Raw genomic sequence first — 16,658 nt, 5'->3', positions numbered from 1 at the left:
ACAATTCAGCAATTAAAACTTTTTTGAAAGCATATTCTTTGTTGCTTATAAATCTACTTGTTATGATATAGTTATAGACAATTTAGGAGGATGATTATTTATGGCTTTTGAATTACCAAATTTACCTTATGCATATGATGCATTAGAACCACACATCGACAAACAAACTATGGAAATTCATCATGACAAACACCATAACACATATGTTACAAAATTAAATTCAGCAGTTGAAGGGACAGATTTAGAAGCTAAATCAATCGAAGAAATTGTTGCTAATTTAGATAGTGTGCCATCTAATATTCAAACAGCTGTTCGTAATAATGGCGGTGGACACCTTAACCATTCATTGTTCTGGGAACTATTATCACCAAATTCTGAAGAAAAAGGTGAAGTTGTAGATAAAATAAAAGAACAATGGGGTTCTTTAGACGAATTTAAAAAAGAATTTGCAGATAAAGCTGCAGCACGCTTTGGTTCAGGATGGGCTTGGTTAGTTGTAAACAATGGACAATTAGAAATTGTTACAACACCAAATCAAGATAATCCAATTACTGAAGGAAAAACACCAATTTTAGGTTTAGATGTTTGGGAGCATGCTTATTATCTTAAATATCAAAATAAACGCCCAGACTATATCAATGCATTCTGGAATGTTGTTAACTGGGAAAAAGTTAATGAATTATATAATGCAACTAAATAATCAATATTAAATAACTTTAGAACATAGAAATTCTAAAAATCAGTTTAAACAATACCTTATATTTTTTGTTGTAGCCCTTAGATGATCGTCATCTAAGGGCTAATTACATATAAAACTAAATACTATCTACAACACGTGAGAAATGAGATTCATTACTTAATATCCATTTTTATTAAAATCTAAATTAACATAAAAGTATATGCATTTAGTTTGAATTACAATACTGATGAAACCGATGTAAAAATTTTTATTATTGATTATTGTTTAAAAGTATATTTATAAATTTGATTATCAATTGATAAAGGAATTTTTCTGCGTCTCTTTTTTGTTAAAATGATAGAAAAATAATCTAATATCATATATCATTTGTATGAGAGACTTTGAATAGAGGTAGGTTGTTTTGCTGAAAAGATTAAAAGAAAAAACAAATGATGAAAAAATGAGAAACACCATGAATAAAAGAATCAATTTCATATTTGGATTTATAGTATTTATCTTTGCTATAGTCGTATTGAGATTAGGTTATTTACAAATAGCACAAGGATCTCATTACAAACAATTAATCAAAAACGATGAAAATATAACTGTTAATGAATCAGTACCAAGAGGCAGAATACTAGATAGAAATGGCAAAGTACTAGTTGATAATGCTTCAAAGATGTCTATTACATACACTAGAAACCGTAAAACTTCACAAAAGGAAATGTTAAATACTGCTAAGAAACTGACAGATTTAATTAAAATGGATACGGATAAAATTACTGAGAGAGATAAAAAGGATTTTTGGATTCAAATGTATCCGTCATCTGCTAAAAAGTTAATGAGAAAAGAACAATTAATGTTAGAAGATGGCAGTATTTCACAAGAACAATTTGATACACAATTAAGAGATAAAATAGGAAAAAAACAATTAAAACAGTTAACTAAAAAAGATTTGCAAGTTTTAGCAATTTATCGGGAAATGAATGCTGGGTCAACTCTAGATCCTCAAACAATTAAAAATGAAGACGTAAGCGAGAAAGAATATGCAGCCGTATCACAACAACTTTCTAAATTACCTGGTGTAAACACTACAATGGATTGGGATAGAAAATACCCATACGGTGATACTTTAAGAGGTATATTTGGAGATGTGTCGACTTCGACTGAAGGTATACCTAAAGAATTAACCGAACAATATTTATCAAAAGGTTATTCACGCAATGATCGTGTCGGTAAATCTTATCTTGAATATCAATACGAAGATGTTCTTAAAGGCACGAAGAAACAAATGAAATATACAACTGATAAATCTGGTAGAGTAATAAGTTCAGAAGTACTTAATCCTGGTTCAAGAGGTCATGATTTACAATTAACTATAGATATTGATTTACAGAAAAAAGTAGAATCTTTATTAGAAAAACAAATTTCTAAGTTACGTAGTCAAGGTGCTAAGGATATGGACAATGCGTTAATGGTTGTCCAAAATCCTAGAAATGGAGACATACTTGCTATGGCAGGGAAGCAAATTGATAAGCAGGGTAAACTCAAAGATTATGATATTGGCAACTTTACAGCTCAATACACGGTCGGTTCTTCAGTAAAAGGAGGAACATTATTAGCTGGGTACCAAAATAAAGCTATTAATGTTGGAGAAACTATGGTAGATGAGCCATTAAAATTCCAAGGTGGTTTAACTAAACGATCATATTTTAATAAAAATGGTCATGTATCTATCGATGATAAACAAGCACTTATGCATTCATCAAACGTATACATGTTTAAAACCGCACTTAAATTAGCAGGTGACCCCTATACTTCAGGTATGTCATTACCTAATAATATAGCAGATGCGGGTCGTAAATTGCGTAAAGGGTTAAATCAAGTAGGTCTTGGCTTAAAAACAGGCATTGACTTACCGAACGAAACGCCAGGCCAAATAGAGCCCTTAACTAATAATCCTGGTAACTATTTAGACTTAGCTATTGGACAATACGACACATATACACCACTTCAGTTGTCCCAATACGTATCAACTATTGCAAATGATGGCTATAGAATTCAACCACATATTGGATTGTCTATTTATGAATCTACTAATAAAGATGAAACTGGCCCATTAAAACGTAAAATTAAGGGTAATGTTTTAAATAAGGTAAATAACTCAAGTGACGAAATTAAAGAAGTTCAAGAAGGATTTAAAATGGCTTTCAATGAAAAGCAAGGTACGGGTTATGCTAGTTTTAGAAATACTGTAGTACCTTCAGCTGGTAAAACTGGGACTGCTGAAGTTTTTCAAGATGGAGAACCTAGAGTTAATTCAACATATATCGGTTATGCACCCGTCGATAATCCTAAATTATCTTTTTCAATTGTCTACACAAATCAACCTGTTCCACCACCTTGGTTAAATGGTGGAGATTTAGGTAGAGACGTAATCAACTACTATTTTAAAGATAAAGATAATAAAGATGACTCTCGATCTAATAACGAAGAGAAAGAAGATTAATTTAAATTGTCAACTTAACTAATCATAAAATTATACTTTGCAATTAGTTAAGTAATTGGTATAATAAATAAGTCGTATTTTGAAAAGGTAAGGAGGAGAAATTCATGCGCGTAAACGTTACATTAGCTTGTACAGAATGTGGAGATAGAAATTATATCTCAACAAAAAACAAAAGAAATAATCCTGAACGTGTAGAAATGAAAAAATATTGTTCACGTGATAATAAACATACTTTACATCGTGAAACTAAATAATTAATGTTTTTAAATTTGTACATGACGATATAAAATCGATTTAATCCCTTTAAAGTAACCACTTATAAAAGTGAAAACTTTGAAGGGATTTTTCATTTACTTTTTGTCTTTAAATACCAACTTAATGACATTAGTTACTATAAACGTTATAATGTTAAGTGAACGAAATGGGTGAATAAAATGGATAAAAAGGGACTACGTAGAAATATAATTAAAAAGATGAAATCTTACGACAAAGTACAAAAACATTTGGCTGATGAATGGTTGGCTAAGAAATTATATCAAAGTGAAGCTTATCGCAAAGCTAACAAAATTGGTATTGTTTTATCGATGCCTCATGAAGTTAATACATATCCAATTATTACTTATTCGCTACATAATAATAAAAAAATTTTTGTTCCTGAAACAAATTATCAACAGCAAGAAATGACTTTTAAACAACTATTATCAATTGAGGATATCGAGAAAGATGGCAAAGGTATTTATCATTCTATTTCCCCAGTCGGTACAACGAATAAAATGGACTTAATTGTAGTACCTGGGGTTGCATTTGATAAATTGGGCTATCGAATAGGTTATGGTGGTGGTTATTATGACCGATTCCTGAGCCAACATAGAAGTAATACAGTTAGTTTACTATATGATTTTCAGTTAGCCCAATTCAATATAGAACCACACGATCAACCTGTAGAGCAATTAATTATTTATCACAATAAAGTGGTGGAGGAATAAATGAATATTAATAAACTTTATTGGAAGGCCTTATATTACTGGATTAGGTATCTTAATTATAATGTAATTTATCGTGATAAAGGGGACGATGAAATATGGTTGTCTCATAAGAGAAAACAATCCATTGTTGTTTTTAGAAAAAATGTTACATCTACCCAAGAGATTAGGTTTGATAAATCAAAAATTATGGAACGACCTGAAGAAATACAACAATTCATCGGTTATTTACCTGAATCTTATGAATTTTATTATTTTACGGATAAAGAGCTTTCAAAAGAAAATTTAAATGAAGAAAAACCAACTAAACTGAAATTTAAAATTTTAAGCAATGAGCAAAGCTTAAAGTCACTCCCTATAAACTTTTTACTTATAAAAATGCTAATTAATAATGAAGATAAAAAGACTTATCTTTATTACAAAAGAAAAGTTTTGACACAAAATCTTGTTGATAAACATATGCATCGTTTTACCCCTATTACATATACACTTATCTTAATTAATATTGTGATATGGTTATGTATGATTTTATACTTAAATCGATTTTCTGATGTTAAACTATTAGAAGTAGGTGGACTTGTTCATTTTAATGTTGTACATGGAGAATGGTATAGACTTATTTCGTCAATGTTCTTACATTTTAATTTCGAACACATTTTAATGAATATGCTTTCTCTATTTATTTTTGGTAAAATTGTCGAATCAATCATTGGTTCATGGCGAATGCTAATAATTTATATTATATCCGGATTATATGGAAATTTTGTTTCTCTATCTTTTAATACGTCTACAATTTCAGTCGGTGCTAGTGGAGCAATATTTGGCTTAATTGGTTCTATTTTTGTGATTATGTATTTAAGCAAGAATTTTAATAAAAAAATGATTGGCCAGTTATTAATTGCATTGGTTGTTTTAATCGGTTTTTCACTTTTTATGTCTAATATTAATATAATGGCACACTTAGGTGGATTTATCAGTGGTGTATTAATTACATTAATAGGCTATTATTTCAAAACACATCGCTCTTTATTTTGGGCATTTTTGATTGTATTTTTACTTATATTCATTGTTTTACAAATTAGAATATTTACTATAAGTGAGGATAATATCTATGATAAATTAATTCGGGATGAAATGATTAAAGGTAATTATAGCGAAGCAAAACATGTTGTAAAGCAAACACTTAATAATAATTACGCCGATGATGAAACATATTACCTTAGTGGTTTGATTACTGCAACTAAGAGCTCGCAAGCAGAGGCCGTATCAGAATGGGAAAGAGGTTTAAGAAAATTTCCAAATTCAGGTGTACTTAATTATGAATTAGCTATAGCTAATCGTTCTTTAAGTGATGATAAAAAGGCTTTAAAATATATAAAAAAAGCTGTAGCAATTAATCCTAATAATAAAAAATATGTTAATTTAAAAAAAGAGTTGAGTAAATCTAATGACGCGAAAAATTAAAAATTTTTATGACGTGTTACAATTACTTAAAACATATGGTTTCATTATCTATTTTAAAAATCCAGATGATATGTATGAAATGATGATACAAGAGATTAAATCCTTATATAGTTATCAATTGTTAACGAAGGATGAATATCTGAATTGTATACTGATAATAAATCAAAGAAGGAATGAAAAATAATGACAGATATTATTTTAGCTGCCGATATAGGCGGAACAACTTGTAAATTGGGGATATTTGACAAGGATTTAGAACAATTGCATAAATGGTCTATTGATACTGATACAAGTGACCACACTGGTGAGTTACTTTTAAAAAACATTTATGATTCTTTTACTGAAAAGGTTGCAGAATTTAAATATGATTTTAACAATGTTGTTGGAGTCGGTATTGGTGTTCCTGGACCTGTTGATTTTGATACTGGAGTTGTATACGGAGCTGTTAATTTACATTGGCCAGGTAGTGTCAATGTAAGAGAAATTTTCAAACAATATGTTAATTGTCCAGTTTATGTTGATAATGATGCTAATGTTGCTGCATTGGGAGAAAAACATAAAGGTGCCGGTGAAGGTGCTGATGATGTAGTAGCAATTACTTTAGGTACCGGACTTGGTGGAGGTATAATTTCTAATGGAGAAATCGTACATGGACACAATGGGTCAGGCGCTGAAATTGGACATTTAAGAGCTGATTTTGATCAACGTTTTCAATGCAATTGTGGTAAATCAGGGTGTATAGAAACAGTTGCTTCTGCTACTGGTGTAGTAAATTTAGTTAATTTCTATTATCCTAAATTAACGTTTAAATCATCAATTTTACAACTTATTAAAGATAACCAAGTAACAGCAAAAGCTGTATTTGATGCAGCTAAAGCCGGTGATCAATTCTGTATATTTATAACTGAAAAAGTTGCAAATTATATCGGCTATTTATGCAGTATCATTAGCGTTACTAGTAATCCAAAATATATTGTTCTAGGAGGGGGCATGTCTACTGCCGGACTTATCCTTATAGAAAATATTAAAACTGAATATCGTAATTTAACTTTTACTCCAGCTCAAAATAATACTGAGATAGTACAAGCTAAATTAGGGAATGATGCTGGTATTACTGGTGCAGCTGGACTTATCAAAACATATATCATAGATAAAGAGGGTGCTAAATAATGGCAATTGTTGATGTAGTAGTTATTCCAGTAGGAACAGAGGGTCCTAGTGTAAGTAAATATATAGCAGAAATCCAAACAAAGTTAAATGAATTTAAACAACAAGGGAAAATTGATTATCAATTAACACCAATGAATACATTAATCGAAGGTGATTTGAAAGATCTTTTTGAGGTGATTCAAGCGATTCATGAATTACCTTTTGATAAAGGATTAGATAGAGTTTGTACAAATATTAGAATTGATGATCGTCGAGATAAATCAAGAAAAATGAATGATAAATTAAAATCAGTACAAAAACATCTAGACTATAGTGGTGAATTATAATGCGAATTTCAAATTTAACATTAGGAATCGTTGACACTAATACGTACTTCATTGAGAATGAAGAAAATGTAATATTAATCGATCCCTCAAGTGAAAGTCAAAAAATAATTAAAAAATTAAATCAAATCAATAAACCTTTAAAAGCAATTTTATTAACACATGCACACTATGATCATATCGGAGCATTAGATGATATTATTGAAAAATATCAGGTTCCAGTTTATATGAGTAAAGATGAGTTTGATTTTTTAACTGATCCAGATAAAAATGGCTCATCTAAATTTACACAATATGGTTTATCTAAAATAGAAAGTCACGCAAATCCATTAAGTTTATCAGAGGGTCCTGCAGAGATTGAAGGATTTAAATTCAAAGTATTACATACGCCTGGTCATTCTCCAGGTAGTCTTAGTTTTGTTTTTAATGACTTTGCTGTTGTTGGCGATACTCTGTTCAAAAATGGTATCGGTCGTACAGACCTTTATAAGGGAGATTATGAAACATTAATTGATTCAATAAAAGATAAATTATTTGAATTAGAAGGTGATATGCCACTTTTCCCTGGACATGGGCCTTACACCACAGTTGACGATGAGCAACTCAATCCTTTTATAAATGGTTAATATTAGAGAGTAAAAAAATCGCCTCCTACGTTTATATATGTAGGAGGTGATTTTTTTTGAAAATTTTATTTGAACAGATTATCAATCATGCAATTAAGCAAGAAGCAAGTGACATACACTTTATACCATGTGAGGAACACACTATAATTAAGCTAAGAATTAAAGATGAGCTCACAATATATGATACACTTTCATTTCCAATTTATAAAAAATTACTTATATACATGAAGTTTCAATCTGGGTTAGATGTATCAACACAGCATAGGGCACAAAGTGGTAGATATAGTTATAAGATGAAGCGTTTATATTATTTAAGAATCTCTACATTACCGTTATCATTAGGCAATGAAAGTTGTGTAATTCGTATAGTACCTCAATACTTCCAAACTAAACGAGAATCATATGAATTTAAAGATTTTAAACATTTCATGAAAAAGAAACAAGGTCTACTTTTGTTTAGTGGGCCAACTGGCTCTGGCAAAAGTACTTTAATGTACCAAATGGTCCTTTATGCACATCAAAATTTGAATTTAAATGTAATATCAGTTGAAGATCCAGTAGAACAAATACTCAATGGAATCACACAAATATCAGTTAATGAAAAGGCAGGTATAAATTATGAAAGCTCTTTCAAAGCCATTTTAAGGTGTGATCCGGACGTAATTTTAATTGGTGAAATCAGAGATTCTACCGTAGCTAAATACGTGATTCAAGCCAGTTTAAGTGGACATTTAGTTTTGTCGACAATGCACGCGAATGATTGCAAGGGAGCATTATTACGATTATTAGAAATGGGTATTTCTGTCCAAGAGTTGTGCCAGGCAATCAATTTAATTTCTAATCAAAGATTAATCACTACTACTACAAATACTCGTCAACTAGTATCGGAATTAATGTTTCAAAGCCAAATCAATTATTTTTTTGAACATAATCATTCTTTACCTAAAAATTTCACAAAATTATCTACACATTTAAACAAAATGTCTAAAGAAGGTGTTATATGTGAAGAAGTTGTCGATAAATACATTTAAATATAAGAGGAATAAATATCTTACTGAAATACAATCAATAAACTTATTACAGAGATTACATCAGCTTTTAAGTCACGGATTCACTTTATATCAAAGTTTTAAATTTTTAAACTCTTATTTTAAATATAAAGAACGAACAATAAATGAAAAGATTATCCAACATCTACAAAACGGCGCTACATGTTATGATATTTTAAAAATGATAGGGTATCCAGAATTAGTTCTTCTTCAAATAAAATTTGCTGAAAACTACGGTAACATTGATGAGGCTCTCGTTGATACTGTTCAATATATGAAAAGAAATTTGAAAGCTAAAAAACGACTCATCAAAACCTTACAATATCCTGTTGCATTAATTTCTATCTTCTTATTCATATTAACCATTTTAAATATAACTGTCATACCTCAATTTCAACAACTTTATGAGACTATGAATGTTAAATTATCAACATTTCAAAATCTACTAACTCTTATTATTACCCTTCTTCCCAAGCTAACTTTCATTTTTATCTTTATGAGTGGTATAGCATTTTTTATCACTTATAAATTTTACTATTATCTACCAATTGAGAGAAAATTAAAATCTATTTTAAAAATCCCAATGATTAATACGTATTATAAAATATATAGAACTTATCAACTTTCCAATCAGCTTTCTTTATTTTACAGAAATGGTACAAGTCTTCAACAAATTGTCCAAATATATCGTAATGAGCAAGATAACGAATTTCTTAAATTTCTGGGTAATTGTCTTTTTAAAGAAGCTAATAGAGGGCTCCCGTTACCTACTATATTAATGAATCTACAATGTTTTCAAAATGATTTAATTAAATTCATAGAACAAGGAGAGAAAAATGGAAAATTAGATATAGAATTAAAATTATACAGTCAAATGTTATTACAGCAATTTGAGGAAAAAGTGTTAAAACAAACAAAATTTATACAACCTATCATCTTCTTTATCTTGGGAATTTTTATTGTATCTTTATACTTAGTCATTATGCTTCCTATGTTCGAACTTATGCAAACAATAAAATAATTTGAGGAGTGACATCAATGAAAACATTGAAATTATTGAAACAAACACGAGCATTTACCTTGATAGAAATGCTTTTAGTATTACTAATAATCAGTTTATTATTAATACTTATAATTCCAAATATTGCAAAACAAACATCTCATATTCAGTCAACTGGATGTGATGCTCAAGTTAAAATGGTAAACAGTCAAATAGAAGCCTACGCTTTAAAACATAACCGCAACCCTTCTAATATTGATGATTTGGTTTCAGATGGTTTTATAAAAGAAGGACAAAAAACATGTAAATCCGGTCAGACAATTAGTATTGCAAATGGAGAGGCAGTTGCCAATTAAAAACATTAAAGCATTTAGTTTAGTCGAGATGATTTTTACTTTGTTTATTATCAGTTGCTTGTTGATAACAACTTTATGGTCACGAAACCTATTCGACATTCAGCTAATTGATGAAGAACATGAAATTAAGCAATTAATAACAAAATTTAATTACTATAAATCTAAAGCTATTAGCAACAATGAATCGATAACTTTATTATTTTTTAATAATTCAAATAGAGTACAAGTAGTTGAAGAAAATGGAGATAAATATAGTTTTAAACTTAATAAAGGAAAAGTGACTAATATAGCTAAAATTCAAACATTAAATTTTGATAAAAATGGAAATATCAATCATTTTGGTTCGCTCATTTTACAATATAATTCACATGCTTATAGATTAATCTTCCATATTGAAAAGGGGCGTTTGAGATTTGTCAAAATATAAATTTAAAGGGTCTTTAATTATTGATGCATTGCTAGCCTTTTTTATAGTTAGTACAATAACAATGATTTTAATACCTATGTTTTCAAACTTAAACAATCAGTATCTTATCAATTTAAATAACATAAAAATCAAGCAAATCATGATAACTAGTCTTCAACACTATAAAAAGAAAGAACTTTATCAAGGGGTTGTAATAGAAAATTATGAAATACAATTATTCAATCATAAAATATGTGGGGCGGATAAAGCATTTAATACGCGAACATGTATTTCTATTTAATATAAAAGCATTTACCTACATCGAAGCATTATTTGCTTTATTTGTGACTACTTTAATACTCACTTTATTACCTACTATACTTAAATTGACTTCATTTTATCTAAATACTGTTCAAAATAACGAAGATATTCAATTTGAATTTTTTAGAAGAGATTTACTTAAAGAGAAAATGACGACTAAAAACAATTATGAGATCGAAAATGCATATACAATTAAACTTAAGAAAAATAAAGATGTTATTAGGTATATTTATAAGAACCGTAAAATTTACAAAAATATTAATCAAAGAGGTAATATTACATTGTTAAATCATGTCTTATCTACTCGTATATTAAAAACGAACGATAATATAGTGAAATTATTAATAACAACAGGAGATGCGAACGATAAACACAAAGAAATCCTTTTTTTATAGCCAAAAAGCGTTCATTAGTTTATATTTAATAGTAATTTTTTCAATTTATTTATCAATTATATCTTTTTATATCTCTCAATATAGTTTAAAATTAAAGACAATACATAACTTAGATGTTTACTACAATAAAGTTATCGTTAATAAGTTAAAAGAGGTAGATTAATTTGAAGAGTATTCAAGTGCCTATTATTTTAGTTGGTTTCATGGGAACTGGTAAAACCACTGTTGGAAAATATCTTTCAGATTTATATAATTTAAGTTATGTGGATTTAGATAATTTTATTGAAGTAAATGAATGTAAATCTATACCTGATATATTTAATGATATCGGAGAAAAAGGTTTTAGATCATTGGAGACAAAGTACCTAAAAGCATGTCTCAATACTTTCGATATTATTTCAACTGGAGGAGGTATTATAGAAGATACGAATTCATTAAAGCTCTTAAAAAGCCAAAAGCATGTGGTTTGGCTAGATTGTGACATTGAAATCATTTTCAAACGAGTTAAAAATGATTCACATCGACCCAATGCTAAAAGTAAAAATCTTAACCAACTTGATGCCTTGTATTCTTCAAGACTTTCAAGATATAATGAAATCGCATTCATGAAAGTTGATAGTGCACAGAGTGTCTCTGAAATTTGTACTTTAATTAAAACAAAATTATTAAGCGATTGATCAGTATTAGAGAGAATAGAGATCAAAACTTGAATCATTATGAGTTAAACGATTATAGTCTATTACAATTTTGACTCTCTATCGCCGAAGGTGCAAGTGAAATAACGAAACTCTCAGGCAAAAGGATAATACTGTGACGCATTCCTGAAATGAGTATTAAAACAGGGTAGCTTTATGCTATCCTGTTTTTTAAAAATTATTAATTGGGGGTACAAGTATGACAACAGATTTGAAAAAAACACCTTTATATCAAAATTACGTTGATAGTGGTGCTAAAATTGTTGAGTTTGGTGGATGGGCAATGCCTGTTCAATTCTCAAGTATCAAAGAAGAACATAACGCAGTTAGATATAATGTTGGTCTTTTTGATGTAAGTCATATGGGAGAGATAGAGATTAGTGGTAAAGATGCAGAACAATTTATACAATACATCCTTTCTAATGATACAAATCTTCTAACAAATGATAAAGCAATGTATAGTGCTTTATGTAATGAAGAAGGTGGAGTCATTGATGATTTAGTTACATATAAACTTAATGAAAACCACTACTTGCTTATTGTAAATGCTGCAAATACCAATAAAGATTATCAATGGATTAAAAAACATAGCTCTAATTTCACCGTAGATGTAAGCAATACTTCAGACAAATACGGACAATTAGCTATTCAAGGTCCTCGTTCAAGAGCATTGATAAATGAATTAGTGGATGTAGATGTAAGCCATATGGCAATGTTTGAATTTAAACAGAATGTACAACTTTTTGGTAAATCTATTATTCTTTCGCAGTCTGGTTATACTGGAGAAGATGGCTTTGAAATTTACTGTAAGCAAGAAGATACTAAGGATATATGGGAACAATTATTAAAATACGATGTTACACCATGCGGTTTAGGTGCTCGTGATACTCTAAGACTTGAAGCTGGATTACCTTTACATGGTCAAGATTTATCTGAATCAATTACTCCTTATGAAGGAGGAATAGCCTTCGCTGCTAAACCGTTAATTGCAAATGATTTTATTGGCAAATCAGTACTCAAAGCTCAAAAGGAAAATGGTTCCGAGCGTAGAACAGTAGGTCTTGAACTATTAGGTAAAGGCATTGCTAGAACAGGTTATGAAGTACTAGATGAAAATAGTAATCAAATTGGTTTCGTTACATCAGGAACACAATCCCCATCTTCTGGTAAATCTATAGCACTTGCAATAATAGATAGAGGTGCATTTGAAATGGGCAAAAAAGTAATAGTGCAAATACGTAAGCGTCAAGTTGAGGCAAAAATAGTTAAAAAAAATCAAATTGAGAAATAAATTTAAAGGGGTGTAAATATTGAGTCATCGTTATATACCATTAACTGAACAAGATAAAAATGAAATGCTAAATAGTATTGGGGCAAAGTCTATTTCCGAATTATTTGATGATATACCTACAGATATTTTATTAAAAAGAAATTTAAACATTGCCGAAAGCGAAGCGGAGACGATATTACTTAGAAGGTTAAATCGTCTCGCAGCTAAAAATACAACTAAAGAAACACATGCAACATTTCTGGGTGCGGGCGTTTATGATCATTATACTCCTGCTGTTGTCGATGCAATGATTTCAAGATCTGAATTCTACACCGCATATACACCTTATCAACCTGAAATTTCTCAAGGTGAGTTACAAGCAATTTTTGAATTTCAAACACTCATTTGTGAATTAACAGATATGGATGTAGCAAATTCTTCTATGTATGATGGTATGACTAGTTTTGCTGAAGCATGTATATTGGCGCTAAGTCATACGAAAAAAAATAAAATTGTAGTTTCAAGTGGACTACATTATCAAGCCTTACAAATTCTACACACATACGCCAAAACTCGTGATGAATTTGAAATAATTGAAGTTGACCTTAAAGGTACTATTACTGATTTAGAAAAATTAGAACAACTTATCGATGACAACACAGCAGCTGTCGCTGTACAATATCCAAACTTTTATGGTTCTATTGAAGATTTAGAACAAATTAATAATTATATAAAGGATAAGAAAGCTTTATTTATCGTATACGCCAATCCACTTTCTTTAGGATTACTAACACCACCAGGTACATTCGGGGCAGACATAGTAGTGGGAGATACACAGCCTTTTGGTATTCCTACCCAATTTGGGGGTCCACATTGTGGATATTTTGCTACAACAAAGAAATTAATGAGAAAAGTACCTGGTCGATTAGTTGGACAAACTCAAGATGACGAAGGTAATCGTGGATTTGTTCTCACCTTACAAGCTAGAGAACAACATATCCGTCGTGATAAAGCCACTTCTAATATTTGTTCAAATCAAGCTTTAAATGCACTTGCATCTTCAATAGCAATGTCTGCTTTAGGTAAACAAGGGATTTATGAAATTGCAGTTCAAAATCTTATAAATGCTAATTATGCTAAAAATAAGTTTGAAGAGCATGGTTTTGAGGTACTAAAAGCACAATCTTTTAATGAATTTGTAGTCAAATTTAATCAACCAATAAAAAATATTAATCTTAAATTAGCAGAATATGGGTACATTGGTGGTTTTGACTTAGGTGAAGTATCAGATGATTTTAAAAACCATATGTTAGTCGCAGTTACAGAGTTAAGATCTAAAGATGAAATAGATGATTTTGTTATGAAAGCAGGTGAGTTAAATGATTAGTAAATCAAGCCCTTTAATATTTGAAAGATCCAAAAAAGATAGATATGCGTATTCTTTACCACAAAATGACATTGAAAATATCAATATTGCTTCACTCTTAGATGATAAGTATATTCGTAAACATAAGGCTGAGTTTCCTGAGGTTTCAGAATTAGATTTAGTTAGACATTACACTGAACTATCAAATAAAAATTTCGGGGTTGATACTGGATTTTATCCATTAGGTTCATGTACGATGAAATATAATCCTAAAATTAATGAAAAGGTAGCTCGTATTTCTGGTTTTAGTGAATCTCATCCTTTACAAGAAGAAGAACACGTCCAAGGTTCTCTTGAAATTATATATAGTTTACAAGAAGAATTGAAAGAAATTACTGGTATGGATGAAGTTACCCTACAACCTGCTGCAGGTGCGCATGGTGAATGGACCGCTTTAATGATTTTTAAAGCTTATCATGAAAAAAATGGACAAAGCCATCGAGATGAAGTAATAGTACCTGATTCAGCACATGGTACTAATCCTGCTTCTGCCTCATTTGCTGGATTTAAATCAGTAACTGTAAAATCTAATCAACGTGGGGAAGTTGACATAGAAGATTTAAAAAGAGTAGTAAACGACAATACAGCTGCAATCATGTTAACTAATCCAAATACATTAGGTATATTTGAACAGAATATTATTGAAATTGGGAAAATCGTTCATGAAGCAGGTGGTTTATTATATTACGATGGGGCAAATTTAAATGCTATTTTAGATAAAGTACGTCCTGGTGATATGGGCTTTGATGCAGTACATCTTAATTTGCACAAAACATTCACTGGTCCTCATGGCGGTGGTGGACCAGGATCAGGACCAGTTGGAGTAGTAGAGAAATTAGCCAGTTATCTACCTAAGCCTATGGTTATAAAAGATAATGATAGATATAAATATGACAATGATATTCCAAATTCAATTGGACGAGTAAAACCGTTTTACGGAAATTTCGGTATTTATTTAAGAGCATATACTTATATCAGATCAATGGGAGCCAATGGTTTAAAAGAAGTATCTGAAGCTGCCGTTCTTAATGCGAATTATATTAAATCTCGCCTTAAAAATCACTTTGAAATTCCGTTCAATCAATATTGTAAACATGAATTTGTATTAAGTGGAACTTTACAAAAACAATATGGTGTCAGAACATTAGATATGGCTAAACGACTGTTAGATTTTGGTGTGCATCCACCTACAATATATTTTCCTCTCAATGTCGAAGAAGGAATGATGATTGAGCCAACAGAAACTGAATCTAAAGAAACACTTGATTACTTTATTGATGCGATGATTCAAATCGCTAATGAAACAAAAAATGATCCAGATAAAGTTTTAGAAGCACCACATACAACTATAATTGACCGATTAGATGAGACGACTGCAGCACGAAAACCAATTCTTAAATTTGAAGAACTTAAGAACGAAAAGTATAAAGAACACACAAATATTGATTCTGAAAATAATTAAATCACTAAAAAGAAATCTTTATACTAGCTAAAACTTCTATAAGTTACAATAATCAAAAGTTAACTTATACTAATCTTTTACTAAATAGAAAATATCTTTTTTAAAGCATTTAAAAATTAGATTTGATGTTAATACGTAGCTTTTTTATGATATTTTTGAGAAAGGTGCGCCAATCCTCTATACGGGCTGAGACGGTACCTTTTGATGACGAGTCGTTCTCAATATGAAAATTATATAAATAAAGAAGCCAGTAAATGAGTTTTTTATAATTCATTTACTGGCTTCTTTATTTACAATTCTTCTTATTGTTGGCTCGCTTTCTTAGGGGACAGCTTCAGCCTGTAGTCTTCAGCTTGTCCTGTTCCCTCAAGAGTCTCGCCAACATACTTTGTGTTTATATGTAATTTTACATTGAAATACTTTAAAAAATAAGGCCCATTCGTATAATTTAATAGATACCAATAAACTAAATTAACGTAGAGCCTTATGCACAAAGATTATAACATGACTCAACTTACTCTACC

Annotated in this window: 19 protein-coding genes and 1 riboswitch; all 19 genes read left to right on the top strand. The window is 30.0% G+C overall.

What is annotated here, in order from left to right; all coding sequences use genetic code 11:
- The first annotated feature begins 100 nt into the window (after positions 1 to 100).
- Positions 101 to 700 (top strand): superoxide dismutase, encoded by a 600-nt coding sequence (locus HMPREF3241_RS08555; RefSeq protein ID WP_001831217.1) that lies wholly within the window; start codon positions 101 to 103, stop codon positions 698 to 700.
- A gap of 400 nt (positions 701 to 1,100) precedes the next feature.
- A complete protein-coding gene (locus HMPREF3241_RS08550) occupies positions 1,101 to 3,188 on the top strand; it encodes a peptidoglycan D,D-transpeptidase FtsI family protein (protein ID WP_002475076.1) in 2,088 nt (695 codons plus the stop codon).
- A gap of 104 nt (positions 3,189 to 3,292) precedes the next feature.
- Positions 3,293 to 3,442, top strand: a complete 150-nt coding sequence (rpmG, locus tag HMPREF3241_RS08545) for a 50S ribosomal protein L33 (protein ID WP_001830957.1) — start codon at positions 3,293 to 3,295, stop codon at positions 3,440 to 3,442.
- Positions 3,443 to 3,622: 180 nt separating this feature from the next.
- Positions 3,623 to 4,174 (top strand): 5-formyltetrahydrofolate cyclo-ligase, encoded by a 552-nt coding sequence (locus HMPREF3241_RS08540; RefSeq protein ID WP_002446539.1) that lies wholly within the window; start codon positions 3,623 to 3,625, stop codon positions 4,172 to 4,174.
- A complete protein-coding gene (locus tag HMPREF3241_RS08535) occupies positions 4,175 to 5,635 on the top strand; it encodes a rhomboid family protein (RefSeq protein ID WP_070853596.1) in 1,461 nt (486 codons plus the stop codon).
- A complete protein-coding gene (locus HMPREF3241_RS08530) occupies positions 5,619 to 5,819 on the top strand; it encodes a YqgQ family protein (RefSeq protein ID WP_002446537.1) in 201 nt (66 codons plus the stop codon). Before HMPREF3241_RS08535 ends, HMPREF3241_RS08530 begins: the two co-directional genes overlap by 17 nt.
- Entirely contained in the window at positions 5,819 to 6,805 is a 987-nt protein-coding gene (locus HMPREF3241_RS08525; RefSeq protein ID WP_002446536.1) for an ROK family glucokinase, read from the top strand. Before HMPREF3241_RS08530 ends, HMPREF3241_RS08525 begins: the two co-directional genes overlap by 1 nt.
- Complete coding sequence (locus tag HMPREF3241_RS08520; protein ID WP_070853595.1) at positions 6,805 to 7,131, top strand: MTH1187 family thiamine-binding protein; 327 nt, start codon at positions 6,805 to 6,807, stop codon at positions 7,129 to 7,131. Before HMPREF3241_RS08525 ends, HMPREF3241_RS08520 begins: the two co-directional genes overlap by 1 nt.
- Complete coding sequence (locus HMPREF3241_RS08515; RefSeq protein ID WP_002446535.1) at positions 7,131 to 7,754, top strand: MBL fold metallo-hydrolase; 624 nt, start codon at positions 7,131 to 7,133, stop codon at positions 7,752 to 7,754. The genes HMPREF3241_RS08520 and HMPREF3241_RS08515 overlap by 1 nt, the downstream gene beginning before the upstream one ends.
- A gap of 56 nt (positions 7,755 to 7,810) precedes the next feature.
- Positions 7,811 to 8,785 (top strand): competence type IV pilus ATPase ComGA, encoded by a 975-nt coding sequence (gene comGA / locus HMPREF3241_RS08510; RefSeq protein WP_002446534.1) that lies wholly within the window; start codon positions 7,811 to 7,813, stop codon positions 8,783 to 8,785.
- Positions 8,757 to 9,824: a competence type IV pilus assembly protein ComGB gene (gene comGB, locus HMPREF3241_RS08505; RefSeq protein ID WP_002446533.1), complete on the top strand. Its 1,068-nt coding sequence runs from the start codon at positions 8,757 to 8,759 to the stop codon at positions 9,822 to 9,824. Before comGA ends, comGB begins: the two co-directional genes overlap by 29 nt.
- Before the next feature lie 17 nt (positions 9,825 to 9,841).
- Positions 9,842 to 10,159: a competence type IV pilus major pilin ComGC gene (comGC, locus tag HMPREF3241_RS08500; protein WP_002446532.1), complete on the top strand. Its 318-nt coding sequence runs from the start codon at positions 9,842 to 9,844 to the stop codon at positions 10,157 to 10,159.
- Positions 10,149 to 10,586: a competence type IV pilus minor pilin ComGD gene (gene comGD, locus HMPREF3241_RS08495; protein WP_002446531.1), complete on the top strand. Its 438-nt coding sequence runs from the start codon at positions 10,149 to 10,151 to the stop codon at positions 10,584 to 10,586. The genes comGC and comGD overlap by 11 nt, the downstream gene beginning before the upstream one ends.
- Positions 10,573 to 10,866, top strand: a complete 294-nt coding sequence (locus HMPREF3241_RS12350) for a hypothetical protein (RefSeq protein ID WP_002446530.1) — start codon at positions 10,573 to 10,575, stop codon at positions 10,864 to 10,866. The genes comGD and HMPREF3241_RS12350 overlap by 14 nt, the downstream gene beginning before the upstream one ends.
- Positions 10,790 to 11,281 (top strand): competence type IV pilus minor pilin ComGF, encoded by a 492-nt coding sequence (locus HMPREF3241_RS08490; protein WP_070853594.1) that lies wholly within the window; start codon positions 10,790 to 10,792, stop codon positions 11,279 to 11,281. Before HMPREF3241_RS12350 ends, HMPREF3241_RS08490 begins: the two co-directional genes overlap by 77 nt.
- Before the next feature lie 164 nt (positions 11,282 to 11,445).
- Complete coding sequence (locus HMPREF3241_RS08485) at positions 11,446 to 11,958, top strand: shikimate kinase (RefSeq protein ID WP_002457723.1); 513 nt, start codon at positions 11,446 to 11,448, stop codon at positions 11,956 to 11,958.
- Positions 11,955 to 12,097: riboswitch (glycine riboswitch) on the top strand. (Overlaps the previous gene by 4 nt.)
- A 78-nt stretch (positions 12,098 to 12,175) precedes the next feature.
- Complete coding sequence (gene gcvT / locus HMPREF3241_RS08480; protein ID WP_002457722.1) at positions 12,176 to 13,267, top strand: glycine cleavage system aminomethyltransferase GcvT; 1,092 nt, start codon at positions 12,176 to 12,178, stop codon at positions 13,265 to 13,267.
- Between the two features lie 19 nt (positions 13,268 to 13,286).
- The gene (gene gcvPA, locus HMPREF3241_RS08475; RefSeq protein WP_002446526.1) at positions 13,287 to 14,633 is read left to right on the top strand and encodes an aminomethyl-transferring glycine dehydrogenase subunit GcvPA; all 1,347 of its coding nucleotides are present in this window, start codon (positions 13,287 to 13,289) and stop codon (positions 14,631 to 14,633) included.
- A complete protein-coding gene (gene gcvPB / locus HMPREF3241_RS08470; RefSeq protein ID WP_002446525.1) occupies positions 14,626 to 16,134 on the top strand; it encodes an aminomethyl-transferring glycine dehydrogenase subunit GcvPB in 1,509 nt (502 codons plus the stop codon). Before gcvPA ends, gcvPB begins: the two co-directional genes overlap by 8 nt.
- Positions 16,135 to 16,658: the final 524 nt, after the last annotated feature.

The organism is Staphylococcus sp. HMSC34G04, assembly GCF_001838765.1.
Taxonomy (GTDB): domain Bacteria; phylum Bacillota; class Bacilli; order Staphylococcales; family Staphylococcaceae; genus Staphylococcus; species Staphylococcus epidermidis.
Note: the sequence above shows the minus strand (reverse complement) of the source record. Positions and strands in the feature narration are given on the sequence as shown.